At 74.1% G+C, this 24,651-nt stretch carries 19 protein-coding genes; 12 read left to right on the top strand and 7 right to left on the bottom strand.

Going from position 1 to position 24,651, the window contains the following annotated elements:
- The first annotated feature begins 77 nt into the window (after window positions 1-77).
- The 5 genes from GQS52_RS09615 (at window position 78) to GQS52_RS09635 (ending at window position 6,752) form a co-directional block, all read left to right on the top strand.
- A complete protein-coding gene (locus GQS52_RS09615) occupies window positions 78-371 on the top strand; it encodes a hypothetical protein (protein ID WP_182312994.1) in 294 nt (97 codons plus the stop codon).
- The gene (locus GQS52_RS09620; RefSeq protein WP_182312995.1) at window positions 353-769 is read left to right on the top strand and encodes a PIN domain-containing protein; all 417 of its coding nucleotides are present in this window, start codon (window positions 353-355) and stop codon (window positions 767-769) included. Before GQS52_RS09615 ends, GQS52_RS09620 begins: the two co-directional genes overlap by 19 nt.
- Before the next feature lie 79 nt (window positions 770-848).
- Window positions 849-1,559, top strand: a complete 711-nt coding sequence (locus GQS52_RS09625; protein ID WP_259370677.1) for a hypothetical protein — start codon at window positions 849-851, stop codon at window positions 1,557-1,559.
- Window positions 1,556-2,923 carry a nucleotidyl transferase AbiEii/AbiGii toxin family protein gene (locus GQS52_RS09630; RefSeq protein ID WP_182312996.1) on the top strand — a complete coding sequence of 456 codons (1,368 nt, stop codon included), beginning with the start codon at window positions 1,556-1,558 and terminating at the stop codon, window positions 2,921-2,923. The genes GQS52_RS09625 and GQS52_RS09630 overlap by 4 nt, the downstream gene beginning before the upstream one ends.
- 250 nt (window positions 2,924-3,173) lie before the next feature.
- Complete coding sequence (locus GQS52_RS09635) at window positions 3,174-6,752, top strand: phosphodiester glycosidase family protein (protein WP_259371084.1); 3,579 nt, start codon at window positions 3,174-3,176, stop codon at window positions 6,750-6,752.
- A gap of 11 nt (window positions 6,753-6,763) precedes the next feature.
- Here GQS52_RS09635 and GQS52_RS09640 read toward each other — a convergent pair whose 3' ends face one another.
- Window positions 6,764-7,411: a TetR/AcrR family transcriptional regulator gene (locus GQS52_RS09640; protein WP_182312997.1), complete on the bottom strand. Its 648-nt coding sequence runs from the start codon at window positions 7,409-7,411 to the stop codon at window positions 6,764-6,766.
- Between the two features lie 119 nt (window positions 7,412-7,530).
- Here GQS52_RS09640 and GQS52_RS09645 point away from each other — a divergent pair, with 119 nt between their 5' ends.
- Entirely contained in the window at window positions 7,531-8,091 is a 561-nt protein-coding gene (locus GQS52_RS09645) for an NAD(P)H-dependent oxidoreductase (protein ID WP_182312998.1), read from the top strand.
- A gap of 168 nt (window positions 8,092-8,259) precedes the next feature.
- Here the strand turns inward: GQS52_RS09645 and GQS52_RS09650 are convergent, their stop codons facing one another.
- Window positions 8,260-11,589: a S8 family serine peptidase gene (locus GQS52_RS09650; RefSeq protein ID WP_182312999.1), complete on the bottom strand. Its 3,330-nt coding sequence runs from the start codon at window positions 11,587-11,589 to the stop codon at window positions 8,260-8,262.
- Between the two features lie 474 nt (window positions 11,590-12,063).
- Here GQS52_RS09650 and GQS52_RS09655 point away from each other — a divergent pair, with 474 nt between their 5' ends.
- The 4 genes from GQS52_RS09655 to GQS52_RS09670 all read left to right on the top strand — a co-directional run bounded on the left by GQS52_RS09655 (window position 12,064) and on the right by GQS52_RS09670 (window position 18,406).
- Complete coding sequence (locus GQS52_RS09655; protein ID WP_182316337.1) at window positions 12,064-13,383, top strand: ROK family transcriptional regulator; 1,320 nt, start codon at window positions 12,064-12,066, stop codon at window positions 13,381-13,383.
- 302 nt (window positions 13,384-13,685) lie between these two features.
- Window positions 13,686-14,942 carry a lytic transglycosylase domain-containing protein gene (locus GQS52_RS09660; protein ID WP_182313000.1) on the top strand — a complete coding sequence of 419 codons (1,257 nt, stop codon included), beginning with the start codon at window positions 13,686-13,688 and terminating at the stop codon, window positions 14,940-14,942.
- A gap of 350 nt (window positions 14,943-15,292) precedes the next feature.
- Window positions 15,293-16,324, top strand: a complete 1,032-nt coding sequence (locus GQS52_RS09665; protein ID WP_182313001.1) for a universal stress protein — start codon at window positions 15,293-15,295, stop codon at window positions 16,322-16,324.
- Between the two features lie 321 nt (window positions 16,325-16,645).
- On the top strand, window positions 16,646-18,406 hold the full coding sequence (locus tag GQS52_RS09670) for an LCP family protein (RefSeq protein ID WP_182313002.1): 1,761 nt from the start codon (window positions 16,646-16,648) through the stop codon (window positions 18,404-18,406).
- A 41-nt stretch (window positions 18,407-18,447) separates the two neighbouring features.
- Here GQS52_RS09670 and GQS52_RS09675 read toward each other — a convergent pair whose 3' ends face one another.
- Both GQS52_RS09675 and GQS52_RS09680 read right to left on the bottom strand, forming a co-directional pair.
- A complete protein-coding gene (locus tag GQS52_RS09675; RefSeq protein ID WP_182313003.1) occupies window positions 18,448-18,690 on the bottom strand; it encodes a DUF397 domain-containing protein in 243 nt (80 codons plus the stop codon).
- Between the two features lie 11 nt (window positions 18,691-18,701).
- The gene (locus GQS52_RS09680; protein ID WP_182313004.1) at window positions 18,702-19,553 is read right to left on the bottom strand and encodes a helix-turn-helix transcriptional regulator; all 852 of its coding nucleotides are present in this window, start codon (window positions 19,551-19,553) and stop codon (window positions 18,702-18,704) included.
- Window positions 19,554-19,790: 237 nt separating this feature from the next.
- Between GQS52_RS09680 and GQS52_RS09685 the strand changes: the two genes are divergently transcribed.
- Entirely contained in the window at window positions 19,791-20,282 is a 492-nt protein-coding gene (locus GQS52_RS09685) for an ATP-binding protein (protein WP_346268233.1), read from the top strand.
- A 127-nt stretch (window positions 20,283-20,409) separates the two neighbouring features.
- Here the strand turns inward: GQS52_RS09685 and GQS52_RS09690 are convergent, their stop codons facing one another.
- Window positions 20,410-21,630 carry an Ig-like domain-containing protein gene (locus GQS52_RS09690; RefSeq protein ID WP_259370678.1) on the bottom strand — a complete coding sequence of 407 codons (1,221 nt, stop codon included), beginning with the start codon at window positions 21,628-21,630 and terminating at the stop codon, window positions 20,410-20,412.
- A gap of 251 nt (window positions 21,631-21,881) precedes the next feature.
- A complete protein-coding gene (locus GQS52_RS09695; RefSeq protein ID WP_182313006.1) occupies window positions 21,882-22,256 on the bottom strand; it encodes a hypothetical protein in 375 nt (124 codons plus the stop codon).
- 141 nt (window positions 22,257-22,397) lie between these two features.
- Here GQS52_RS09695 and GQS52_RS09700 point away from each other — a divergent pair, with 141 nt between their 5' ends.
- Window positions 22,398-22,970, top strand: a complete 573-nt coding sequence (locus GQS52_RS09700) for a hypothetical protein (protein ID WP_182313007.1) — start codon at window positions 22,398-22,400, stop codon at window positions 22,968-22,970.
- Window positions 22,971-23,022: 52 nt separating this feature from the next.
- Here the strand turns inward: GQS52_RS09700 and hutH are convergent, their stop codons facing one another.
- Window positions 23,023-24,594 carry a histidine ammonia-lyase gene (gene hutH, locus GQS52_RS09705; RefSeq protein WP_182316339.1) on the bottom strand — a complete coding sequence of 524 codons (1,572 nt, stop codon included), beginning with the start codon at window positions 24,592-24,594 and terminating at the stop codon, window positions 23,023-23,025.
- Window positions 24,595-24,651: the final 57 nt, after the last annotated feature.

Raw genomic sequence — 24,651 nt, forward strand, 5'->3', positions numbered from 1 at the left:
CCCCCGGGTCCGGGCAGGCCCGGGGAGGACGCGCCTCGCGTTCCGCTTTTGGCAAACCGATTGCTAATGTGATTCCCATGTCGGAGAGCGAAGCCGTGGGTCCCGGCATCGGCGAGGGACCAGCCAAGGCCATAAGCGTTTCCCTGCCCGAGGGAACGGTGCTCGCGCTGCGCGGGTTCGCCGGTCCGCGAGGCGTGTCCGCCCTGATCGCCGCGGCGGTGGAGGAGCACCTCCGGAACCGGATGACCACCGCCTACCTGGCCGAGTACGAGGAGGAGCACGGCTCCTTCAGCGAGGACGAGAAGCGCAGTGCCGCCGATGTGTGGGCCAGGGCGGAGCAGAAGGAGAACCGGTGGCGCGCAACCGGGTGACCTCCGGCGGAGGGACCCTGGTCCTCGACAGCCAAGGACTCTCCCTCTACCTGGAGCAGGACCGTCACGTCCTCTCCATGGTCCGGTCCGCCCTGGAGCGCGGCGCGAACCGGGTGGTCAGCGGAGCGACCCTGATCGAGGCCCGTCACGCAGGTGTCAAGCCGGCCCGCTGGAACTTCGTCCTCTCCCAACTCGACGTCAAGCCGCTCAGCGTGGAGTGGGCGAAGGAAGCGGCCCAGTTGCTGGCCTCCACCGGTCTGCACGGCCACAAGTACGCCATCGACGCGATGGTCGCGGTCACCGCCGTGCACCAGCCCGGCCCTGTCGTGATGCTGACCTCCGACACCGACGACATGGAGAAGCTCTGCGGGGAACGCGTCACCCTGGTCGCGGTGTAGACGCGGGCGCCTGCGGCATCCGGGCCCGGGGCCGGGGCCGCCGGGGGACGGTGTCGGTGGTGGGGTCGAGAATGCCCGGGTGATCATCAGTGCTCCTGCTCCTGCTCCGCTCCCCGGCGGCGGTTCCGGCCCGCCCGCGTTCTCGGGGGACTTCGAGACGCACATCACCGTCCGCACCGACCGGGACGGCCTGTCCGCGCTCGCCCGCCACGCGTCCGCGCGGGGCATGAAGTTCGCCCACATCGTGCTCGCCCGCGGCCGGACCCCGTCCCAGCCCATGGTGACCCTGAACGGCTCCGGCCCGCTGGCCGACGTGGCCTCGGGCGCCCGCGCCGCGGCCGCCGGCCTGCGGGCGGCGGGGTTCGACGTGGTCCGCGTGAAGATCGAGGCCGCGCCGTGGACGGACGGCGTCCCCGCGGACGACGCCCGGGCCGCGGAGCTGGGCCCGCGCTACTACTTCGAGCACCACGTGAAACTGCTGCTGGACGCCGGCTCCGGCACGGCCGCCCTGGCGCGCCTGTCCACGGGCCACGGCGCGCACCTGTCGTGGAACGCGCGCCGGGTGCGGGAGGACGGCAGGGCCGAACGGTTCGTCACCCAGCGCTGCGGCCCGGTCGGGCTGGGGACGGCCGGCCGGCGCCTCGACGCGCTGGTCGCTGCCCTGCGCTCGGCCGGCCACGAACCGGTGTCGGTGGAGCGGGAGTTCGTGGTGTTCGACAGCGACGTGTCGGTGGACGAGGGCTGGATCGGCGAGGAAGCCGGCGAGGAAGAGGAAGGGGCAGCGGCATGACGTCGTCGTGGAAGGACCTGGGGTGGGGGCCGTGGCCGGAGGAGGCCGTGGTGCCCCAGGAACCGCTGGACGAGGAGACCCGCGAGCACCTCGACCTGCCCAGGACGCTGCGGGTGGTGCCCGGCCGCGGCGTGGTCCAGCACCCGGTCTTCGACCCTTCGCTGGCCCACCGTGCGAAGGCGATGCGGGCGAGCGAGCCGCACTTCGAGGACCCGGGGGCGGCGGCGTCCTGGTACGGGGCCCGCCACCGGGCGGTGGACCACGTGCTGGCCGCGGTCGCCGCGTCGCAGTGGGCGGACCACCTGGTGCTGCGCGGCAGCGTGGTCCTCAAGGCGTGGTTCGGGGAGGCGGCCCGCGAGCCGGGCGACCTGGACTTCGTGGTCGTGCCGGCCTCGTGGGCCCTGGAGGACCCGCGTACCGGCCGGATGCTCGACGGCATCGCCCGGGGCGCCGAGGAGCTGTCCCGGAGCGGCGGGAGCCCGGTGCGGATCCACGCCGACGGTGCGGACAGCGAGAAGATCTGGACCTACGACCGGGTGCCGGGGCGCCGCCTCGTCCTGCCGTGGAGGACGGCCGACGGGCGGCGGGAGGGCACCGTCCAGCTCGACTTCGTCTTCAACGAGCAGTTGCCCGCCGGGCCGGTCCGCACGCGGATCCCCTCCCTGAGCGGGGCCGGGGACCCGGTGGAACTGCCGACGGCCTCCCCCGAGCTGTCCCTCGCCTGGAAGATCCTGTGGCTGTTCACCGACACGCACCCCCAGGCCAAGGACCTGTACGACGCCGTGCTGCTCGCCGAGTCGGCCCCTCCGCTCACCTACGGGCTGCTCGCCCGCACCTTCCTCGCCTCGGACCCGCACAGCGTCCGGGACCCCCTCCTGCCCTCCTGGACCGAGCACCTGGAGGTGGACTGGGAGGAGTTCCCCAAGGACTACCGGTGGGCGCCCGGCACGGCGCAGGAGTACGTCGACCGCCTCGCAGCCGCGCTCGCCCCGGTGTTCGCGGACGACGACGGCGCCGAGCGGTCCGAGTACGACCTGCGGTCGGCCTGGCTCGCCCCGGTGGTCGACCGGTACCGCGAAGCGCCGGCCGCCTCGGACCCGGAGGCGGTGCTGAAGGCGCTGGACGAGGCGTACGTCCGGGGCGTCGACATGGTGGTGGTGCTCCGCGAGCTGCTGGGGCCCGGGGAGTGCACCGTCGAGCGGGCCGGGCGGATCGTCGGGGCGTATCTGACCGGGAGCGGCTCCTACTGGACAAACCGCACCGCGGAGGACGTCGCGCGGCTCGCCGCCGAGGCGCGGCGGCGGGAGCCGGGCCCCGCGCGGGCACCGGAGCGGACCGCGGCGGGCCCGGGCCCCGCGCGGTGACCGCCGCGCAGGGACTGTTCGCCCGCCGGTCACGGGCCGGCCGTCCGGGGGCCGCCCGTGTCCTCTGGCGCGGGGCGGGGCGGCGCGGGATGCTGTGACGCCGTGTGTGCGCACCGGTGCGCACCGTCGGCCCCGTGAAGGAGTTGCCGTGGCCCCCGCCGTGCCGTTACGCCTCCCTGCCGTGCCGTCGAGGCCTTCCCCCGCACGCCCCGCCCGCCGTACCCGCCGTGCCGGGGTTGCCGCGGCCGCCCTGGCGGGGGCGGTCTCGCTGCTGCTGGGGGCGGCCGTCCCCGCGCAGGCGTCCGGCACCGTGCCCGATCCCGCGCCGCGCACGGCGGCCGAGGTGCTCCGGCCGGTCGCCCCTCCGCCGGCGAGCGCCGGGGACGGGTACGGGGGCGGGGACGGGTACGGGGGCGGGGACGGCCGCGGGGGCCGGGACGGGTCCGGGGCGTTCCCGCGGGCCCGGGCGGTCGTGGACGGGGACGGCGTCGAGACGGCGCGGGCGGAGCGGCCGGTCGCGCCCGGGGTGTCGCTGACCTCGTACGACCGGCTGGAGTCGGACAAGTGGCTGCGGGTGGACGCCCTGTCGGTGGACCTGGGCGCGGGGGTGGCGGTGGACCACCTGTCGTCGGGGCTGGTGTCGGAGCGCCGGACGGTGTCGGAGGCGGCCGCGGCGCACGACGCCGGCGGGGGCCGCCGCACGGTGGCCGCGGTCAACGCGGACTTCTTCGACATCAACCGGACGGACGCGCCGCTCGGCCCGGCGCTGAGGGACGGCCGGGTGGTCAACTCCCCCACCGGCGGGGCCACGAAGGCGGTCGGGATCGGTCCCGGCGGCGCGGGGCGCGTCCTGGACCTGTACTTCGAGGGGACGGTGACGCTGCCGGGCGGGGAGCGTCCGCTGGCCGCGCTGAACGCGGCGCGCGTCCCGGCCGGCGGGATCGGCGCCTACACCGCGGCGTGGGGCCCGGCGGGCCGGGCGCCGGTCGTGGACGGGGCGGCCCCGGACGAGGTCGCCGAGGCGGCGGTGCGCGACGGCCGGGTGGTGTCGGTGACGGAGGGCTCCGTCGGCGGCCCGGTGCCGGCGGGCACCACCGTGCTCGTCGGGCGGGAGGCCGGGGCCGCGGCGCTGGCCGTGCTGGAGCCGGGCGACGAGGTGTCCACGGAGTACCGGCCGCGCGCCGGGGACGGCGGCGCGGTGCCGCGCACCGCGGTCGGCGGGCGCGGGCTGCTGGTGGTCGACGGCGTGCCGCAGGACCACGAGGGGCGGCCGAACAACGCCGCGGCCCCGCGCACCGCGGTCGGGTTCTCCCGGGACGGCACCCGGATGCAGGTGGTGACCGTCGACGGCCGGCAGGCCGACAGCGGCGGGGTGACCCTGACCGAGCTGGCCGTGATGATGAAGGAGGCCGGCTCGTACAGCGCGCTGAACCTGGACGGCGGCGGCTCCTCCACGATGGTCGCCGGGGAGGCGGGGAGCGAGGCGCTGCGGGTGGAGAACAGCCCCTCCGACGGCGGCGAGCGCGCGGTGCCCAACGGGCTGGCGCTGACCGTGCCGGAGGGCAGCGGGCGGGTGACCGGCTTCCGGGTGGGGACGGCGGTCGGCCCGGCGGAGGCGCCGACGGTGGACCCGGTGCGCGGCGGGCATCCGGAGCGGGTCTTCCCCGGCCTGACGCGGCGTCTGTCCGCGGTCGCGCACGACGAGACCTGGGGCCCGGTGGACGACCCCGGCGCGGCCCGCCCCCGGTGGCGCGCCGCCCGAGCGGACGTGGGCCGGGTGGACGACCGGGGGGTGTTCACCGCGCGGCGCGGCGGCAGCACCCGGGTGGTGGCCGAGCTGGGGCGGGCGCGCGGGGCCGTGGAGCTGACGGTGCTGGACGACCTGGCGCGGGTGGTCCCCACCGTCCGGCGCCTCGGCCTCGCCGGGGAGGGCGCCTCGGGGAGCTTCGGGATCGTGGGGCTGGACGCGCACGGGGCGAGCGCGCCGGTCGAGCCGGGGGACGTGGAGCTGGAGTACGACCGCTCGCTGCTGACGGTCCGCCCGGACGGCTCGGGCGGGTTCTCCGTCACCGCGCGGGAAGGGAAGGGCGCGGGGACGGTGCGGGCGACGGCGGCGGGGGCGAGCACGGTGCTGGCGGTCACCGTCGGCCTGGAGGAGGTGTCGGCGGCGGACTTCGACGACGCGGACGCGTGGTCCTTCTCGGCCGCCCGCGCCTCCGGCTCGCTGGCCGCGGTGCCCGACGGCCGCACCGGCACCGGGCTGCGCCTGGACTACGACTTCACCGCCTCGACGGCGACCCGCGCCGCCTACGCCGCCCCGCCGCGGCGGATCGCGGTGGACGGGCAGCCCCGGTCGTTCGGCCTGTGGGTCAAGGGCGACGGCAAGGGGGCCTGGCCGACCCTGCACCTGAAGGACGCGGCCGGCTCCGACCAGCTGCTGCGCGGCCCGTACGTGACGTGGACGGGGTGGCGGCAGGTGGAGTTCGCGGTGCCGGCCACCGTGGCGTACCCGGTGTCCGTGCACCGCTTCTACCTGGCGGAGACCTCTGCGGCGAAGCGGTACACGGGCTCGGTGGTGCTGGACGACCTGACGGCGCGGGTGCCGCCGGCGGTGGACCTGCCGGCGGGACGGGCGCCCGCCGACCCGCTGGTGGACACGGCGGCCGAGGTGGAGGGCCGGGACTGGCGGTACGCGGTGATGTCGGACGCGCAGTTCGTGGCGCGGGCCCCGGGCAGCGCGATCGTGGAGCGGGCCCGCCGGACGCTGCGCGAGATCCGGGCGGCCGGCCCGGACCTGCTGCTGGTCGCCGGCGACCTGGTGGACGAGGGGTCCCCGGCGGACCTGGCGTTCGCCCGGTCGGTGCTGGAGGAGGAGCTGGGCGGCGCGGTGCCCTGGGTCTACGTCCCCGGCAACCACGAGGTGATGGGCGGCGGGATCGGGCACTTCGAGGCGGAGTTCGGCCCGGCGCGGCGCGTCCTGGACCACCGGGGGAACCGGTTCGTCACCCTGGACACCTCCTCGCTGACCCTGCGCGGCGGCGGCGTCGCGCAGGTCCGCGGGCTGGTGGAGCAGTTGGAGGACGCGGCGCGGGACAAGGCCGTGCGGTCGGTGACGGTGGTCCAGCACGTCCCGCCGCGCGACCCGACGGGGCAGGACGCGAGCCGGCTGACCGACCGCAAGGAGGCCGCGCTGCTGGAGCGCCTGCTGGCGGACTTCCGGTGGTCCACGGGCAAGGGCGCGGTGTTCGTCGGCGCCCACGCCGGGGTCTTCGACGCCTCGCGGGTGGACGGCGTGCCGTACCTGGTCAACGGCAACTCGGGGAAGGCGCCGTCCGGGCCGGCCGACCGGGGCGGCTTCACCGGCTGGTCGCTGGTGGGCGTGGACGAGGTGACGGCCGCGGACCGCGCGGCGGCGCGGGCCCGGCCGTGGGCCGGCGGGCCGGACTGGGTGTCGGTGCAGACCCGCGCCCACGTGGACGGCCTGCGCCTGACCGCCCCCGAACGGCTGGCGGCCGGCCGCACCGCCCCGGTGGCGGGGCTCGTGGTGCAGGGGCAGGGCGAGGGGCGGCGGACGGTGCCGGTGGCGTTCCCGCTGAGCGCGGACTGGTCGGGCTCGCCGAACCTGCACGTCGGCGACGTGTCGGGGGCGAGGCCGCGCCACGCGGCGGCCTTCGACCCGGCGACGGGGACGCTGACCGCCCTGCGGGAGGGGACTGTGGTGCTGGCGCTGACCGTCAACGGGACGACGCACCGCGCCGAGGTGTCCGTCACCGCGTCGGCCGCGGCCGGCGCCCATGCCGGCGCCCCGGCGGCCGCCGGGGCCGCCTGACCGCCGGGCGGTCAGTGGCCCTCGCGCACCACCCGGGCGACGAGGTCCTTCCAGCCGGCCTCGACGCGCTCCGCGGGCAGCCGCCGCACGGTGCGCAGGTGGTTGACCAGTCCCGCGTCCAGGTAGCCGAGCAGCGCCTGGGTGAGGAGTTCGACGTCACCGGTGACGCCGGCCTGGCGCAGGAGGGCGGCGACGTGCGTGGCCTGGACGGCCCGGGCCGGGAAGGAGTAGCGGCGTGTCGGGCACCGCTCCGAGGCCAGGTACAGGTCGACGTAGGTCTCCAGGTGCCGCAGGGTCGCGATGCCGAACGCCTCGAGCCGCTCCGCCGCCGGGGCGCCGGGGCCGAGGGGGGCGGGGCCGAACAGGAACGCCTTCTGGTACTCCTGCTCGGCGTGGTCCAGGAGCGCGCGCATCAGGCCCGCCCGGTCCCCGAAGCGGCGGAAGACCGTCCCCTTGCCGACCGAGGCGGCGGCCGCGACGGCCTCCATCGTGACGTGCCCCGCGCCGTGCTCGGCCACCAGCCGGGACGCGGCCTCGAGCAGGCGGGCCCGGTTGCGTGCGGCGTCGGCGCGCTCGGGCTGGGCCCCGTCCACCACGGGCAGCACCCGTACCGACGGCTCCGGGACCGGCGTGCCCTGGGCGGGCGGGTACTGGGACATTGGGCGAGCATAACGCGGGGGAATGAAAGTGGACCAGAGTCCGTTTGACGTGGTACACATTTCAACGGACCACGGTCCGATTATCCGGTGCCCCGCCACCCACCCCTCAGGAGCCCCCAATGTCCGTCCGCATCCTCGCCCTCGTCGGCAGCCTCCGCTCCGGCTCGCACAACCGCCAGCTCGCCGAGGCGGCCGTCAAGCACGCCCCCGAGGGCGTCGACGTCGCCCTGCACGAGGGCCTCGGCGACATCCCCTTCTACAACGAGGACACCGACGTCGAGGGCAGCGTGCCCGAGGCCGCCGCCCGCCTGCGCGCCGCCGCCGGGGAGGCCGACGCCCTCCTGTTCTTCTCGCCCGAGTACAACGGCACCCTCCCGGCCGTGCTGAAGAACGCCATCGACTGGCTGTCCCGCCCCTACGGCGCCGGTGCCGTCGCCGGCAAGCCGGTGGCGGTCGTCGGCACCGCCTTCGGCCAGTACGGCGGCGTGTGGGCCCAGGACGACACCCGCAAGTCCCTCGGCGTCGCGGGCGGCAACGTCCTGGAGGACGTCAAGCTGTCGATCCCCGGCTCCGTCACCCGCTTCGCCGAGACCCACCCGGCGGACGACGCCGAGGTCGTCGAGCAGCTGACCGCCGTCCTGAAGCAGGTGTCCGCCGCCGCCGGGTCCGCGGCCGCCTAGTCACCGGCCCGCCGCGGCACGCCCGCGGCGGCACGAGCAGCGCGAAGGGCCCGCCCCGTCCGCCGTCCGGCACTGCGCCGACGGCCGACGGGGCGGGCCCTTTCCGCCCGGTCACCCGGTCACCCGGTCATCCGGTCATCCGATCATCCGGTCATCCGGTTCACCCGGTCACTTGGTCAGGTAGGCGTTGACGATCGTCTGAGTGACGGTGTTGCCCTTCTTGTCCGCGGCCTTCGCCCGGAAGGAGACGGTCCCCGCGGCCTTCGGGTGCTTGAGCTTGACCTTGCCCTGCGCCACCTTGGCCCGCTTCCAGGTCTTGCCACCGTCGTAGGAGACCTGCACGGTCAGGGAGGCGAGGTTCTTCCCGGCGGCCGAGCCCTGCACGGTCACCGGCACCTCGAAGGCGGCACCGGCCTTCGCGGTGGAGGAGGACGACAGCTCGGGGGTGAACCGCACCACGGACGCGGGCAGCCGGACCTCGTCCTCGCCGGACCGCTTGGAGGAGAACGCCCACTCGGCGCTGACCCTGGTGCTCACCGCGGTGAAGCCGCTGCGGGTCATGTCGGTGCGCAGCCGGTAGTCGGCGCGGCCGGCCGGGACGGTGAACGGCTCGCCCTCGAGCGGCGTCGCGCTCTCGGCGACCTTCTGGCCGTTGCGGTACAACACGGTGCGGCCCTTGTCGTACACCGAGTACCCGTCGTGCCCGGCGCCGTCGGCGACCAGCGGCAGGTAGCCGTAGACCTCGTCACCGGTGCGGAACAGCCCGGCGCCGTCGCCGAGCTTCGGGCCGAAGACGCCGACGTTGAACCTCTCGGTGTACTTCCTGCCCGCCCGGTAGTTCCGGTTCCCGGTGAAGTACTCGGCGACGTACTCGTCCTGCGCGTTCGTCTGGCCGACCGAGTAGCTCCACTTCACCCCGTCGGTGTTGACGAAGTGAGTGACGGTGGAGGGCAGGGCACGCTCGACCGAGGCGCCCGTGAAGGAGAAGCCCCCGGTGTCGGCGAAGAGCGCGACGTGCCCCTTCTGCTTCTTCGCCGGGGCGCCCGTGGTGACCTTCACCGCGGCCAGCTCCGACGCCTTGGCGGTGCGCTCGTAGCCGGTCCAGAAGGTGCCCTTGCGGCTGTAGGCGAGGTGGTGGTCGTTCTTGCCCGTCCAGTCGGCGGTGATCTGGGCGTGCAGTGCGTCGCCGGGGAGCGCGGCGCCCAGGTGGGCGGTGCGCACGTCGCCGAAGTCCTCCAGGAACCAGCCGAAGCCGAAACCGCCCTGCTCGGTGTTCACCCCGTAGTCGACGGCGGCGGCGTACAGCTCGGCCCCGCGGTCCGGGACGGCGAGCCGGATCGGCTTCGCGGCGCGGGCGTCCATGGTGAGGGTGGTGTCGCGGGTGAGCTCGACGCCGGGCCGGGCCAGCCAGTCTGCGCCCGCGAACTCGTCCCCGGCGCCGGGCACGAGGATGTTGCTGTTGACGATGTAGGAGCCCTTGGGCAGGCGGACCGAAGCCGTGCCGTCGGCGTCGTACACGTTCTCGAAGGTGCCGTCGTCCAGGCCGGCGAGGGTGGTCTCGTAGTCGCCGGAGGCCTTCCCGTCGCGGCCCAGGTGCTTGACGGTGAGCGTGTAGGACTCGACCTCGCGGACCACCGCGACGGCCGTGCGCACGCTCTGCCCGCCGCCGGTGGCGACGACCGCGCCGCTGTAGGCGCCGTCCGCGGAGCCGATGCGGGTGTCGGTGGTGACGGTGGCCGAAGCGGTGCCGCCGGCCGGGACGGTGACCTTCGCCGGGGACACGGCGAACAGCCCCTTCGGCGCGGCCTTCCCGTCCGGCCCGGTGGCCCGCAGGGCCAGGTCGAGGGTGACCGGCTCGGTGCCGAGGTTGCGGTAGACGACGTCCTTGGACTGCGGCTTGTCGTCGTGGTGCGGCCACTGCTGGACGCCGAAGCCGAGCGAGGACTGCTCCCCGACGACGCTTTGGCCGAGGGCGGCGACGATGTCGGCGCGGCCGTTGCCCTGCTGGAAGGCGCCGAGGCCGTCCAGCCCCTTCGCCGAGCCGGTGAGCGCCGACTTCAGCTGCGCCCCCGTCCAGTCGGGGTGCTTCTGGGCGAGGATCGCGGCGGCGCCGGCCACGTGCGGGGTGGCCATGGAGGTGCCGTCGAGGGAGAGGTAGCCCTTGGGGGAGGACGGGTCGTCCAGGAAGCCCTCGGCCGCCTTGGCGGCGACGATGCCGACGCCGGGGGCGGCGATGTCGGGCTTGAGGCCGCCGTCGCCGTTGCGCGGGCCCTGGCTGGAGAAGTCGGCGAGGACGTCCTGCTTGTCCACCGCGGCGACGGTCAGGGCCGCGTCGGCGCTGCCCGGGGAGCCGATGGTGCCGGTGGTGCCGGAGCCGGGGCCCTCGTTGCCGGCGGCTATGACGAACAGCGCGCCGGTGGTCTTCGACAGCCGGTTGACGGCCTCCTCCAGCGGATCCAGCTCGGGGCTGTCGTAGCCGCCGAGGCTGAGGTTGACCACCTTGGCGCCCTGTGCGGCGGCCCACTCCATGCCGGCGAGGATGCCGGAGTCGTACCCGCTGCCGTTGTCGTCCAGGACCTTGCCGTCCAGGATCCGGGCCCCGGGCGCGACGCCCTTGTACTTGCCGTTCGCCTTCGCCCCGGAGCCCGCGGCGATGGAGGCGACGTGGGTGCCGTGCCCGACGCGGTCCACGGCGTCGGCGGCGTCGGAGAAGTTCTTCTCCTCGACCTCGACGCCCTTGAGGTCCGGGTGGGTCTGGTCGACACCGGTGTCCAGGACGGCGATCTTCACGCCCTTGCCGTCGAACCCGGACTTCCACGCCTCGGGGGCGCCGATCTGCGCGGTGCTGCGGTCCAGGGACGCCTTGCGGACGCCGTCGAGGAAGACCTTGTCGACCCCGGGCGCCGCGGAGCGGTCGGTGCCGGAGCCCTCGTCGGTCAGTGCCTCCCAGACGTCGGGCACGATCTCCGGCTCGGCGGTGACGGCCTCGCCGTTGACGCTGCGGTAGGTCCCGGTGACCTCGGTGCCGGCCGCGCGCAGCTTCTGCTTGGCCGCGGGGCGGGCACCCCGGTAGGTGACGATCAGCGGCAGGCCCTCGCCGCGTTCGCGGTACTCGGCCCGGGCCAGCTCGGTGACGTCGAACAGCCGCTGGTCGACCCGGCCGTCGCGGACCAGCTTGCGGGCGTCGGCCGGGACGACGTAGGTGCGGCCGTCGTGGCGCCGCACGGAGAACGGGACGCCCTCGCGGCCCTCGGCCCGGCGCACCGACACGGCGCCGCCGTTCTCGTCGACGGCGACCCGGTCACCGGTGACGAGGGTGACCCAGGTGACGCCGGAACGGCCCCCGGCCGTCCCGTCCGTTCCGGCAGTCCCGCCTGCGAAGGCGGCGCCGGGCGCTCCGGGTGTTCCGGCCGCCGCGGCCGGGGCGGCCGCGAGGCCGCCCGTCGCGGTGACCAGGGCGACGAGCATCGCCGCCGAGCGCGCCTTGGAGAGGCGCATGAAGGGTGTGTGCAACTTTCCCCCTGTGACAGGCGTGTCTGATGGTGGGTCCGGTCGCACGGCGCCGACCCCACTGCATACCGGGTATGCAACCAGAGTTCGAAGCCTCGCACTTGCTTTCGCACGGAATTTCTGTGATTGGCGTGAAACAAGTGGCTGATGAGGATTCAGAGGCCCGGCCCACCAGGGCCCGTCGACGGCCCCTGTTCGGCAACGGCGATCCGGTTCCCGGCCGGAGTCCCTCCCGCCCTCCGGTTCCGCCCCGCGGCGGCGGGGCCGCCCCCGGGCCCCCGTACCCTGGCCGACGCCACACCCCTGTCCGACCGGTCGCCGGACTGCCGGGGCACCGGGGCACCGGGCCACCGGGGCACCGGGCCGCCGGAGACCGGCGCCGGGAGACCGCCCGGGCAGGGGCCCGCCGAGGCCGAGGAGAACGCCGTGCCCCCAGTCAGCACCGCCGCGTCGCAGGCGGGGATGCGGCGACGGAACCTCTCCCTCGTCCTGCACGCCGTCGCCGGGCACGGCGAGATCTCGCGGGCCGCGGTGGCCGCCGAGGTCGGACTGACCCGGGCCGCGGTGTCCACCCTCGTCGAGGAACTGCTCTCCCTCGGACTGCTGGCCGAGGCGGGGCTCACCCGGCCCGGCACCGTCGGGCGTCCCGGCACCGCCCTCGTGCTCAGCGACCGCGGGCCGGCCGGGCTCGGCGCGGAGGTCGGCGTGGACCACCTCGCCGCCTGCGTGGTCGACCTGCGCGGGAAGGTCCGCGCCTCCGCCTACGCGGAGGCGCCCAACCGCGACCATCCGCCGGAGAGGGTCCTGGCCGACCTCGCCGGCCTGGTCGTCCGCGTCGCCCGGGAGGGAGCGGCCGCCGGGCTGCGGCCCGTCGGGATCACCGTCGCCGTGCCCGGACTCGTCGGGCGGGATCCCGGCACCGTGGAGCGTGCCTCCAACCTCGGCTGGGAGCAGGTCCCCGCCGGGCCCCTGCTCACCGCCGCACTGGCCGACGCGGAACCGCCCGCCGGCCCACCCGCCGGCCCACCCGCCGGCACACCCGCCGACGATCCGTCGGGCAACCCGTCGCACGCGCCCTCCGCCGGCCCCCCTTCTTCCGCCGGCCGCCTGTCCGGGCTGCCGATCGGGTTGGACAACGAGGCGAACCTCGGCGCCCTCGCCGAACTGTGGCTGGGCGGTCACGACCGCGGCCTGCGGCATTTCCTGCACGTCTCGGCGGAGATCGGCATCGGCGCGGCCCTGGTCGTGGAGGGCCGCCTGTTCCGCGGGGCGCACGGCCACGCGGGCGAGCTGGGGCACGTCCCGGTGAGGCCGGCCGGGCCGGCGTGCCCGTGCGGGGCCCGCGGTTGCCTGGAGCAGTACGCGGGCGAGGAGGCGGTGCTGCGCGCCGCGGGCCTGGACCCGGCCCGTGCCGCCGCCGAGCGCCCGGGGCCGGGCGGGCGCGTGCGGCTGCTCGCCGAACGCGCCGGGACCGACCCCGCCGTCCGGCGTGCCCTGCACCGGGCGGGGAGCGCCCTGGGGCTGGCCCTGTCCGGGGCGGTGAACGTGTTCGACCCGCAGAAGGTGGTGCTCGGCGGGGGCCTCGCCGAGCTGTCGCCGTGGCTGCTGCCCGGGATCGAGTCGGAGCTGCGCCGCCGGGTGACGGACCGCCACTGGCCGGACGGTGCCGTCGCCGTGTCCTCGGTGGGCCGTGAGGGACCGCTGCTGGGGGCGGCCAACAGCGTCGTCCGGTCGGTCCTGGACGACCCGACGTCCGTCCGGCCGCGCGAGGACCCTTCCTGACGGCCTCTCCCGAGGGCCCTTCCTGAGTCCCCCCGAGGACCCCTCCCGGTTTCTTTCCCGGGGTCCCCCCCGAGGGGAAGTCCCGGGGTTCGCCTCCGGCTCCTCTCCGCCCCGCGCGGGCCCGCGCGGGGGTGTGCGCCGTGCGTTCCCGGTCTCCGACAGCCCTCCGCTGTGAGGGAGTTCACCACCGAACGGCATGTTACCGGCGGTAGCCAATGCCGGTCGGCTGTCGTACTGTCACCCGGAACGGGACGTAAGTCAGGGGACCAGGGGATCGGTGCGATCTCGGGGAAGGGGCCGCCATGAGCGTCGAGAGACACATTCGCAGACACGCCCGCAGGGGTCTGGGCGGGGCCGCCGCGGCCGTGATGGCGATGACGGCGCTGACCGCGTCCCAGGCGCCGATGTCGGTCGCCGCGCAGTCCGCCGCCGAGCCGAGCCCGCCGCCCGGCACCGCGATCACCGGCAACTCGCCCTACCGCACCGAACTGCCCCCGCTGAAGGCCGATCCCGAACCCGAGGCGGCCGCGCCGTCGAAAGCCCCCGACGCCCCTGACGAGGCCGCGCCCGAGGCGGGTGCCGCCGGCTCCTCGGGCGTCCCCGCCACCGTGCTCGGCGCCTACCGCCGGACCGAGACCGTCATGGCCCGCGCCGTCCCCGGCTGCAACCTGCCGTGGGAACTGCTCGCCGCCATCGGCAAGGTCGAGTCCGGGCACGCCCGCAACGGCCGGGTGACCGCCGACGGCACCGCCGCCCCGGCCATCCTCGGCCCGCAGCTCAACGGCGACGGCTTCGCCTCCATACCCGACACCGACGGCGGCCGGTACGACGGCGACACCGCCTACGACCGCGCGGTCGGCCCCATGCAGTTCATCCCCTCCACCTGGGCCTCCTGGGGCGCCGACGGCAACGCCGACGGGGTGCGCGACCCGAACAACATCCACGACGCGACGCTCGGCGCGGGCCTGTACCTGTGCGCCGACGGCCGGAACCTGGCACGGGCGGCCGACCTGGACCGGGCGGTCCTCGGCTACAACCACTCCTCGGAGTACCTGGCCACCGTCAAGTCCTGGCTGGGCTTCTACGAAACCGGCGTGCACCGGATCCCGGACACCGGTGCCACCGGCCCCGTCGGCATCGGCATCGGCATCGGCACGGACGCAGGCGGCACCGGGAGCACCGACGCCGGCCGGAAGCCCGGCGACAAGGGCTCCGAGGGCAAGAAGGACGAGAAGGAGAAGGAGAAGGGGAAGGACGAGAAGCCCGCGGACTCCGGCTCCGGCTCCGGCAAGGGGGACGGCTCCGGAAAGACCCCCTCCCCGGGCGCCGGTTCCGGCTCGGGCAAGCCGTCCTCCCCCACCCCCACCCCCTCCGACCCTGCCCCGGCGCCCGAGCCGGAGCCCGGGACCCCGACCGCCCCGGCGCCTTCCACACCTGCGCCCTCCTCCCCGGCACCCGAGCCGGAGCCCGCGCCGGAGGAGCCGCAGGAACCCGGCTGCCTGACCCCGATCATCGAGAAGATCACCGGCGTCTGCCTCATCCCCCTGCCGCCCTCCTGATCCCGCCCCCGCCCGCGTTGCCCGGCCGTGTTTCCGGTCTGCCGCCTGCGCCTCCCCGACGGTCTCCGTCGGGGAGGCAGCCCCTCCTCGGACGGCCGACGAACGGCCGAGATCGATTTGCCCCCGGCCACCGGATCGCCCAGCCTGGTTTCAGGGCCTGCTCCGCATGCCCCGGCCGGCCCCGCTCCCCGACGGCTCACCGTTCTGCGGTCCGTCGTGCGGTTCACGTGCGCGACGGGCGGGTCCGTACGAGAGGTCCCGAACGTCGGCCGCCGGTGCAGCAGAAAAAACGTTCGCCCGCAGAGAGGGGCGGAGGCGCGGCCGGAGAAAGCACGATCGGGAGCAGAGCGATGGACAAGGGCCAAGGGGTGATCGTCGGGGTCGACGGGTCGGACTCCTCGTGGATCGCGTTGGACTGGGCGTACCGCGAGGCGGCCCGGCGGAGGACGCGGCTGCGGGTCCTGCACGTCCGGGGAATCGCCCATCCCCTGCAGCACTGGCTCCGCCGCAGGTCCGCCGCCGCTCCTCCCGGGTCCGACCGCGTCCTGGAGGAGGTCGACGGGCACCTGCCCGAACTCGCCGACGCGCCCGCCTCCGTGGAGAAGTCCGCGCCCGCAGCGAAGCTCAGCACGCTCAGTCCGGCCCCGGACCTCGTCGAGTACTCCAAGGACGCGGAACTCCTCGTCCTGGGAGCCGTCGGTTCCAGCGGCACGCGGGAGCACCTGTTCGGCTCGACCGCGCTGAGGTGCGCCGCCTCCAGCTCCTGCCCGACGGTCATCGTCCGCGAACAGCCGCACGAGGTCAGGAGGGTCCTGGCGGGCATCGACGGTTCGCCGAACCAACTCGACGTGCTGCGTTGGGCGTTCAACGAGGCGGACCGGCACCGGGCCGAACTCCGCGTCGTCCACGTGATCTGGCCCTGGGAGTGGCCCCCGTACTCGGAGTCCGAGACGGCGCAGGCCGCGCGGCAGATGGTGAGGTTCGCCGTCGAGCAGTTGCCCGCGAGCCCCAGCGGCCGGGGGGTGTCCGTGGTGGCGGAGGTCGTCCGGCACAAGCACCCCGCCCAGGAGCTGCTGGACAGGGCGCGGGACGCCGATCTCCTGGTCTGCGGATCGTTGGGGACGGGTTCCGGGGAGGTCTCCGCCTCGCTCGTCCACGCGGCGGCGAAGCACCTTCGCGGAGCGGCGGAGGCGGGGGCGGAGGCGGCTTCGGCTGCGGACCGCACGGCGCACGCCTTCCCTTCGCACGTGGTGGTCGTTCCCACCGAGCCCGAACCCAAATTCTCCTGGGAATGGGACGAGTTGGTCGAGGAGGAGCGCGACTGGAACCGGCAGCAGTTCGCTCCGCAGCCCGACGACGTCATGCGTTTCGAGCTTCCCTGAGGTGCTGCACGGCCGCTCCTCCCGCGCGGGACACGGGCGCGGGACACGGGGCGCGGGTAAAGCCGCGTCAAAGGCGTGGCGCGGTACGTTCCGAATCGGAGAGACCTCCCGGTTCGCCGAGGAACGATTTCGCCCCCGGCCCTGCTCTGCCCCGAACCGAGCGGATAGTGTGAGCCGCCCGGTGCGGTCGTCCCGCGCCCGTGCGCGGGCCGCGCGCTGTCCAGGGAGTCGGCCGAGCGGGTGGCCCGGCCGTCGGACCGGGCGGTCGATCGAGCGCCCGGGAGGGGCGCGCCTGCCGGTTACGGAGGGAACACAGCAACTGTGGACACGCACGGCCGTGGGTGGACGGACGACGAGGACCCCGCAGACCAGTGGGTGTTCGACCCTGGCACCGGGAACTACGAGATGCGGCCGGGCCCCCCGGCCGCGCGACCGGACTCCGTCACCTCCCCGCCGTCAGCCACTCCCTCCGCCGGGCCCTCCGCCGCCACCAGGACCGACTCCCCCCGCCGCCGGGGCCCCGCGGCCCCGGAGGTCCCGGGGCAGCGCGGCAGGAGGCGGGCCGGCGCTGGCGCGGGGCCCGAACGGGCCGGCGGCACGCCGCCCGGCCGGCGCAAGCGCAGGGCGGAGAAGAGCGGGAAGCAGAAGGCGCTGCTGTGGACGGGCGGCGTCATGGCCTTCGTGCTGGTCGGCGGCTCGGTCGGCGCCTACCTCGTGTACGACCACTTCTTCGGGAACATCGACACGCTCCCCGACGACGGCGCGGGCACCGGCGGCTTCAGCCCGGACCGCGCGATCAACGTCCTGCTGATCGGCACCGACAAGCGGACCGGCGCGGGCAACGAGGGGTACGGCGACCGGAACAGCCCCGGCCACGCCGACACCACGATCCTGCTGCACGTCTCCAAGGACCGTACGAACACCACCGCGTTGAGCATCCCCCGCGACCTGGTCACCGACATCCCGGACTGCCCGACCACTCAGGCCGACGGCACGCAGAAGGTCATCCCGGGCACGCCGAACAAGCGGTTCAACGAGAGCCTGGGCCAGTTCGGCCGCACTCCGAGCTGCACCATGCGGACCGTCACCGAGATGACGGGGATCCGGATCGACCACTTCATGGTGGCCGACTTCAACGCGGTCAAGACGCTGACCACCGCGGTCGACGGCGTCACCGTCTGCCTCGCGAAGGACGTCGACGACCCCGACTCCAAGCTCAAGCTGTCGGAGGGCGAGCACACGATCCAGGGGGAGCAGGCGCTCGCCTTCGTGCGCACCCGCAAGAGCTTCGGCAACAGCGGGGACCTCGACCGGATCAAGACGCAGCAGCAGTTCATGAGTTCGCTGATGCGCAAGATGAAGTCCGACGACACCCTCACCGACCCGAAGAAGCTGTGGAACCTGGCCGAGGCGGCCACCGAGGCGCTGACGGTCGACTCCACGCTCAAGGACGTCGGCAAACTGCGCGCCCTGGCCATGGAGCTCAACAAGGTCGACCTGAAGAACATCAGCTTCGCCACGGTCCCGGTGACCGACAACCCCGCGGAGACGGTCAAGGCGACCGTCGTCCTCCACAGGACGAAGGCGCCCCAGCTCTTCTCGATGATCCGGGAGGACGTCTCCCTCACCGAGGTGAAGAAGAAGGAGAAGAGCAGGAAGGCGGCCGAGGAGGCGGCCAGGCTCAAGGGCCCCAAGGCCGATCCGTCGCAGGTCCGGGTGAAGGTCCTCAACGGCGGCGCCAAGGGCGGCTCGGCCCAGACGGTGCTCAACTGGCTGCAGAACGACCAGCTGATCACGAAGTCCGACAACGGCGGCAACGCGCCCGAGAACGTGGCGAAGACCCAGCTCGTCTACGCCCCCTCGCAGGCCGACCAGGCACGGCTCCTCGCCGAGGTCATGGGCCTGCCCGCGTCGGCGCTGAAGCCCACCGCGGAGGACGCCGCCGCGGGTGCCGAGCCGGAGCCGATGGCCCTCACCCTCGGCCCGGACTTCCAGGAGCCGGGCGTCCCCCTCGCGGCCCCGACAGAGGTGCCGAAGGACATCCCGAAGGTCGAGGCGGACAAGACCGTCTGCGCCGAATGACGTTTCCCGACGGGTAACCGAAAAAGCGGACCGACGCCGGGTCAGGCGCCGCTCACGGTGCCCGGCCCGGGGACGGGGCCGGACCCGAGGTCGGCGAAGTGGTCGAACTCGCCTGCCTTGACGCCGAGTATGAAGGCCCGCAGCTTCTCGGGCGTGGTGGTCACCACGACGTCCGGGTCGTCGCTCTCGCGGATCCTGACCGTCCCGTCGGGTGCGGCGGCGACGTAGACGCAGGAGGACGCCTCCTCACTGTAGGAGGACTTCTGCCAATCGAGAGCGGACACGTTCGTTCCCTTCAGATCTCTCGGACGATGCCGTGGACGAGGTCGCGCGACGCCTCCGGCGTGAGCGCGACTTCTTCCATGCGGTCCAGGACGAGCCGGTACTTCTCCACCTGGGCTGCGGCATCGATCAGTTCACTGCCGTGGGCGGTGTCGAGCTGCACCGTGTCGAGTTGTGGCACAGGACCGTACACGTAGTCGACGCCGTGACCCGTGGTGGGGAAGGAGGTCCCGCCGAAGGGGATGACAACGACCGTGATGTTGTCCCGTTCGCTCACCGCCAAGAGGTGCTTCAGCTGTGCTTCGGCCACGGCAGGACCGCCGAACTGCATACGCAACGCAGCCTCGTGGACGATCGCCGTGTATGGGGGTGCCTCCTCCTTGTGGAGGACGGCCTGCCGTTTGATCCGGAAGGAGACCCGATGTTCCACCTCGTGCGGCGGGAGCGGCGGGACGGCCTCTCCGAAGAGTGCCCTTGCATGATCGGGGGTCTGGAGCAGACCCGGAATATTGATGACCTGGCCGACCCGTAGCGCCAACGCGTGGTGTTCGAGTTCCGCCAGGTCCAGCAACCGGGTGGAGAGGACCTCCCGGTACTCCTCCCACCAGCCCTTCTTCCGGTCACCGGTCATCCCCGCCAGTGCATCGACGAGCCGTTGGTCGGAGCAGTCGTAGTTGCGGGCCATGGCCCGCACTCGGTCGGCACTCACCGCGTAGCGGCCAGCTTCGATGTTGCTGATGCGCGCCTGGTTGCCGCCCAGGAGCGCTGCGGCTTCCGTGGAGGAGATACCCGCACGCTCCCGGAGCTTTCGCAGTTCGGCTCCCAGGCGCTGTTTCCGCGCGGTCGGAGTGCTACGCGGCGGCATGATTCGCCTTCTCCTTTTCGCACACGTGGTGCAATCTTCACCCCTGGAGGGGAAATTGTAAGTTATTCCATTGTTTCTATGTAAGAAATTACATCGGCGGCCGTACGCTGCGAGTCGGACCATCGCGTCTTCTCCATCAACTCCGACTCGTCCCAGGAGACTTCCATGACCACGGCGTCCTCGCAGCGTTCTCGGCCGGAGCCGTCCGATCGGGCGGGTTACGAAGTGGAATCCGGCGTGCCGTGGGCCTACACGCTGCATCTGCCACGTGATCCGCGCGCCGTTGGGGTGGCCCGCAGGACGCTGCGGGCGGTGCTGGGCGGTTACGGGCTGCGGGAATTGGCCGACACGGCCGAGCTGCTGGCGAGCGAACTGGTCACCAACGCCCAACGGCACACCGGGGGCGCCTCGTTGATGCGGCTGAGCGGCATGGAGGGGGAACGGGTCCGAGTCGGGGTGTGGGACACCGATCCGGTGGTCCCGCCGCCGTTCGACCGGCCGCCGCGCCGGGGCGGGGAGCGGCGGGGCGGAGGGCAGCGGGGCGGGAGCGCCCCGTCCGATCCCGGGGGCGAGGGCGGGCGCGGGCTGCTGCTGGTGCGGACGTGGGCGGACCGGTGGGGCGGGTACGCGCTGGGCGAGGCGCCGTTCGGGGCGGGCGGGAAGCTGCTGTGGTTCGAGCTCGCCGCCCGGCAGGAGGGAAGGCCGGACGGCGGGCTCCCGGCGGGGTGAGCGGGCGGGGACGGGGAACGGGCGGGGCCCGGGTGCCGGATCGTCTCCGGTGCCCGGGCCCCGCCCGTCGTCGGTGCGGCGCGGGTGCGCCGCCGCCGTGCGCCGCGGGTGGCGGCGCGGTGCGCGGTCAGATCGCGCTGCCGGCCTTCCACTCCTCCCAGGACATGTTCCAGCCGTTGAGGCCGTTGTCCGGGGCGATGGTCTTGTCCGGGGAGTTCTTCACGACCACCACGTCGCCGATGAGGGAGTTGTTGAAGAACCAGGCGCCGTCCTGGCCGCTGTCGCCCGCGCCCTTGACGTCGTTCAGGCCCACGCAGCCGTGGCTGGTGTTGGCCGATCCGAAGATGGAGTCGGCGGCCCAGTAGTTGCCGTGGATGAAGGTGCCGGAGGTGCTCAGGCGCATGGCGTGCGGCACGTCGGAGATGTCGTACTCGCCCTTGCCGTCCTTGCCGACGAAGCCGACGGTGGAACCGTCCATCCGGGTCTCCTTGAACTTCTCGGAGATCACCATCTGGCCGTTGTAGGTCGGGGTCGCGGGGCTGCCGGCCGAGATCCGGAAGGTCTTGACGGTCTTGCCGTCCTGCACCACGGTCATCGTCTTCGCCCGGGCGTCGACGGTGCTGACCTGGGAGCGGCCGACCTGGAAGGTGACCGTCTTGTCCTGGATGCCCGTGACGCCGTCGGCGCCCTCGACCCCGTCGAGGTTGAGGTCGACGCTCACGGTGGAGCCGGCCTTCCAGTACTCCTCGGGGCGGAAGTCCAGGCGGGTGGGGCTGAACCAGTGCCCGACGACCTCCTGGCCGGAGCTGGAGTTGACCTTGATCGCGGACTGGACGGCGGCCTTGTCGGTGATCGCCTTGTCGAAGTTGATCGACACCGGCATGCCGACGCCGACCTTGGCGCCGTCGTCCGGGGTGAAGTAGCCGATGAAGCTGTTGGCCGGGGAGACCGTGGTGAACGTGCGGTTCACGGTCTCCTTGCGGCCGTCGGCGTCCTTCGCGACCGCCTTGACCTGGTACTTGGTGCCCCGCTCCAGCTGGCCGTTCGGCTTCCAGCCGGTCTTGTCACCGTTGAAGCTGCCCTCGACCGCGGTGCCGCTGTCCGCGGCGGTGAGGACGACCTCGGTGAAGGTGCCCTTCTTCACCGAGGCGCTGAAGGAGTTGATCGAGACGTTGTCCTGGCCCTCCTTGGCGGAGAACGTGACCTTCGCCTCCGACGAGGCCTTGGCGGCGGCGGCGTCGATCGCGGCCTGGGAGTCCGGCTTCCTCGCGGAGTCGCTGCTGCTGTCGCCGCCCCCGTCGCTGCCGCAGGCGCTCAGCGTGAGCACTCCGCTCAGCAGCACCGCCACTGCCCCGGCCGTCCTGCGTCCACGACGCCCACGACGCACGGACTGCCGTCCGGAAGGTATGCCGGTCTCCGCTGACTTCACACCAATCTCCACTTCCACAGACGCCTGTCACCACTACGACCCGTGCCCGGGCACTCCGGCACCGATGCGTGCCCGCCCATGTTCAAGGACTGGCGAAGTCCCGCGTCCGTTCCTGCCGTAACCAAACTGTGGCATACGTAACCGGGAGGCCGACGGCCGGAACCGGGCGGTCAGCCGCCGGCGCCCTCCCCGTCGGGGCCCGCCTCCCCCTCGGGGGCCTCGTCCTCGTAGAGGTCCCACTCGTCGGACTCGGGGTCGTACTCAGTGTGCACCGACTGCCAGGAGGCCTGGGCCAGCTCGATGCCGGGGATCTCGTCGACGAGGTCGAACGGGTCGATGAGGTAGGCCAGCGCCTCGGCCGGGTCGGAGTCGATGGAGGCGGCCGCGTGCTCGCGCTCGTCGTCGGGCATGTACTGGTCCTCGCGGACCTGCTCGAGGGCGGCGCTGGTCAGGGCCCCGGAATCGGTGATCTCGACGACCAGTTCGACCTGGAGGCGGATGTGGCGCGGGGTGTTGCCGGCGCCCTCGCCGTTCTCTGTGCTCATGGTTGGGCAGGGTAGGCGCAACGGCCGGTGCGGTGCGCCGGACACGACGGCCGCACCCTCCGCCTTTCCCCCGGTACGGTCATCTCACTACCATCTGGCGTGACACCCAATCCGCCGTGCTCTCAAGGGGATTCGTTGGCCATGTCGTCGAGGCGCCGTCCGATCACCGCCGCAGCGGCAGCCTCGGTGCTGCTGGGCCTGTGGTTCGTTCCGTCCGCCTCGGGCGAGGAGGCCGTGCGGTCCGGGGTGAACACCCCCGCCACGGTTGCCGTTCAGGCCCGGGCCGGATCCGCCCCCGCCGAGGCCGCCCCCGCGGCCGGGGACGACACCGCATCCGATGTGACCAACGCCACTTCAGAAACCTCCGCGGAAGAGGCGGGAGAGCAGGGCGCCGGCACCTCCGGGGACACCGGCGCGCCCGCGGCCGGCGGCGCCGCCGCGGCCGGCGGCGGAGCGGGCACGGACGCCTCCGGCGCGGCCGGCTCCGCCGACACGTCCGACACGTCCGACACGTCCGGGACTGTCCCCGCCGCCGGGTCCGCGCCCGGCACCGGCGCCGACGCCGGCCGGGCGGTCTACCTGGCTGACACCGGCAGCGTGGACACCACGCCGTACGTCACCGGCGGCCTGCTCTTCCTCGGCGTGGGCGCGGCCCTGGTGCTGCACTCCGTGCGCCGCGCGGGCGGCGCCGAGGAGGCGGACGGCGCCGCCTGACGGCGGCGACCGCCCGCCCGGGCTCCCCGCCCGGCCCCCGTCGGACGCCGGGTCAGGCCAGCGGGCCGGTGACGCCCTCCGCGGCGGCCACCAGCCGCCCCTGCCCGACGAACGCCTCCGCGGCGGCCAGGTCGGGGGCGGTGAAGCGGTCCGTGCCCGGTCCGGCGACGCCGGCGCCGCGCACCGCGGCGACCACGGCGCGGGCGGCCGGGGAGAGCACCGGGCCGCGGCCCAGGGTGTTCTCCCTGATCTCCAGCGCGCGGGTCGCGGCGACCAGCTCGACGGCCACGATGCGGGTCAGGTTGCCGATCGCGGTGCGCAGCTTGCGGGCCGCGGACCAGCCCATCGAGACGTGGTCCTCCTGCATGGCCGAGGAGGGGATGGAGTCCACCGAGGCCGGCACGGCGAGCCGCTTGTTCTCGCTGACCAGGGCGGCCTGGGTGTACTGGGCGATCATCAGGCCGGAGTCGACGCCGGGGTCGTGGGCGAGGAACGGCGGCAGGCCGTGCGAGCGGTTGGCGTCCAGCAGCCGGTCGGTGCGGCGCTCGCTGATCGACCCGAGGTCGGCGACGGCCACGGCGAGGAAGTCCAGCACGTAGCCGACGGGCGCGCCGTGGAAGTTCCCGTTGGACTCCACCCTGCCGTCGGGGAGCACCAGGGGGTTGTCCACCGCCGCGGCCAGCTCGCGCTCGGCGACGAGCCGGGCGTGGGCGAGGGTGTCGCGGCCCGCGCCGGCCACCTGGGGTGCGCAGCGCACCGAGTAGGCGTCCTGCACGCGCGGGGCGGCGGGGAGGCCGTCGATGCCGCTCTGGTGCCGGCCGGTCAGCCCGGACCCGGCCAGTACGCGCCGCATGTTCCCGGCGCTGGCGGCCTGCCCCGGGTGGGGGCGGACGGCGTGCAGTTCGGGGGCGAGGACGCGCTCGGTGCCCATCAGGGCCTCCAGCGTCAGCGCCGCGGCGATGTCGGCGGAGGTGAAGAGCCGCTCCAGGTCGGCGCAGGCCATGACGAGCATGCCGAGCATGCCGTCGGTGCCGTTGATGAGCGCCAGCCCCTCCTTCTCGCGCAGCACCACGGGTTCGATGCCGGCCTCGGCGAGGAGCTCGGCGGCGGGGCGGACCGTGCCGTCGGGGCCCTCCGCCTCGCCCTCGCCCATCAGGACCTGCGCGCAGTGGGCGAGCGGCGCCAGGTCGCCCGAACAGCCGAGGGAGCCGTACTCGTGGACGACGGGGGTGATGCCGGCGTTCAGCACGGCCGCCATGGTCTCCGCGACGACCGGGCGCACCCCGGTGTAGCCGGAGGCCAGCGTCTTCAGCCGCAGGAACATCAGGGCCCGGACGACCTCGCGCTCGACCCGCGGGCCCATGCCGGCGGCGTGCGAGACGACCAGGGAGTGCTGGAGGCGGCCGCGCAGCGCGGGGTCGACGTGGCGCACCGCGAGGGCGCCGAAGCCGGTGGAGACGCCGTAGACCGGGTCGGGCCCGCCCGCCAGGTCGTCGACGATCTTCCGGGCCGCGGCGATGCCGTCCAGTGCGGCGGGGGACAGTTCGACCCGCGCGCCGCCCCTGGCCACCGCCAGTACGTCGTCCGCGCCGGCCCCCGAGGGCTCGACCACCACAGTGTGCATATTCATATTCAGAAACCCTAGATACTGAAAAGGAAGTTGTCACGCCCCCCGGATATC

Origin of the sequence: Streptomyces sp. SCUT-3, assembly GCF_014083985.1 — a bacterium.
Taxonomy (GTDB): domain Bacteria; phylum Actinomycetota; class Actinomycetes; order Streptomycetales; family Streptomycetaceae; genus Streptomyces_H; species Streptomyces_H thermolineatus.

Bases quoted from the DNA above. Each gene is read 5' to 3' on its own strand.
- GQS52_RS09615 (WP_182312994.1), top strand. From the start codon at position 78: ATGTCGGAGAGCGAAGCCGTGGGTCCCGGCATCGGCGAGGGACCAGCC.
- GQS52_RS09630 (WP_182312996.1), top strand. From the start codon at position 1,556: ATGACGTCGTCGTGGAAGGACCTGGGGTGGGGGCCGTGGCCGGAGGAG.
- GQS52_RS09640 (WP_182312997.1), bottom strand. From the start codon at position 7,411: ATGTCCCAGTACCCGCCCGCCCAGGGCACGCCGGTCCCGGAGCCGTCG.
- GQS52_RS09645 (WP_182312998.1), top strand. From the start codon at position 7,531: ATGTCCGTCCGCATCCTCGCCCTCGTCGGCAGCCTCCGCTCCGGCTCG.
- GQS52_RS09650 (WP_182312999.1), bottom strand. From the start codon at position 11,589: ATGCGCCTCTCCAAGGCGCGCTCGGCGGCGATGCTCGTCGCCCTGGTC.
- GQS52_RS09655 (WP_182316337.1), top strand. From the start codon at position 12,064: ATGCGGCGACGGAACCTCTCCCTCGTCCTGCACGCCGTCGCCGGGCAC.
- GQS52_RS09660 (WP_182313000.1), top strand. From the start codon at position 13,686: ATGAGCGTCGAGAGACACATTCGCAGACACGCCCGCAGGGGTCTGGGC.
- GQS52_RS09665 (WP_182313001.1), top strand. From the start codon at position 15,293: ATGGACAAGGGCCAAGGGGTGATCGTCGGGGTCGACGGGTCGGACTCC.
- GQS52_RS09680 (WP_182313004.1), bottom strand. From the start codon at position 19,553: ATGCCGCCGCGTAGCACTCCGACCGCGCGGAAACAGCGCCTGGGAGCC.
- GQS52_RS09695 (WP_182313006.1), bottom strand. From the start codon at position 22,256: ATGAGCACAGAGAACGGCGAGGGCGCCGGCAACACCCCGCGCCACATC.
- GQS52_RS09700 (WP_182313007.1), top strand. From the start codon at position 22,398: ATGTCGTCGAGGCGCCGTCCGATCACCGCCGCAGCGGCAGCCTCGGTG.
- hutH (WP_182316339.1), bottom strand. From the start codon at position 24,594: ATGCACACTGTGGTGGTCGAGCCCTCGGGGGCCGGCGCGGACGACGTA.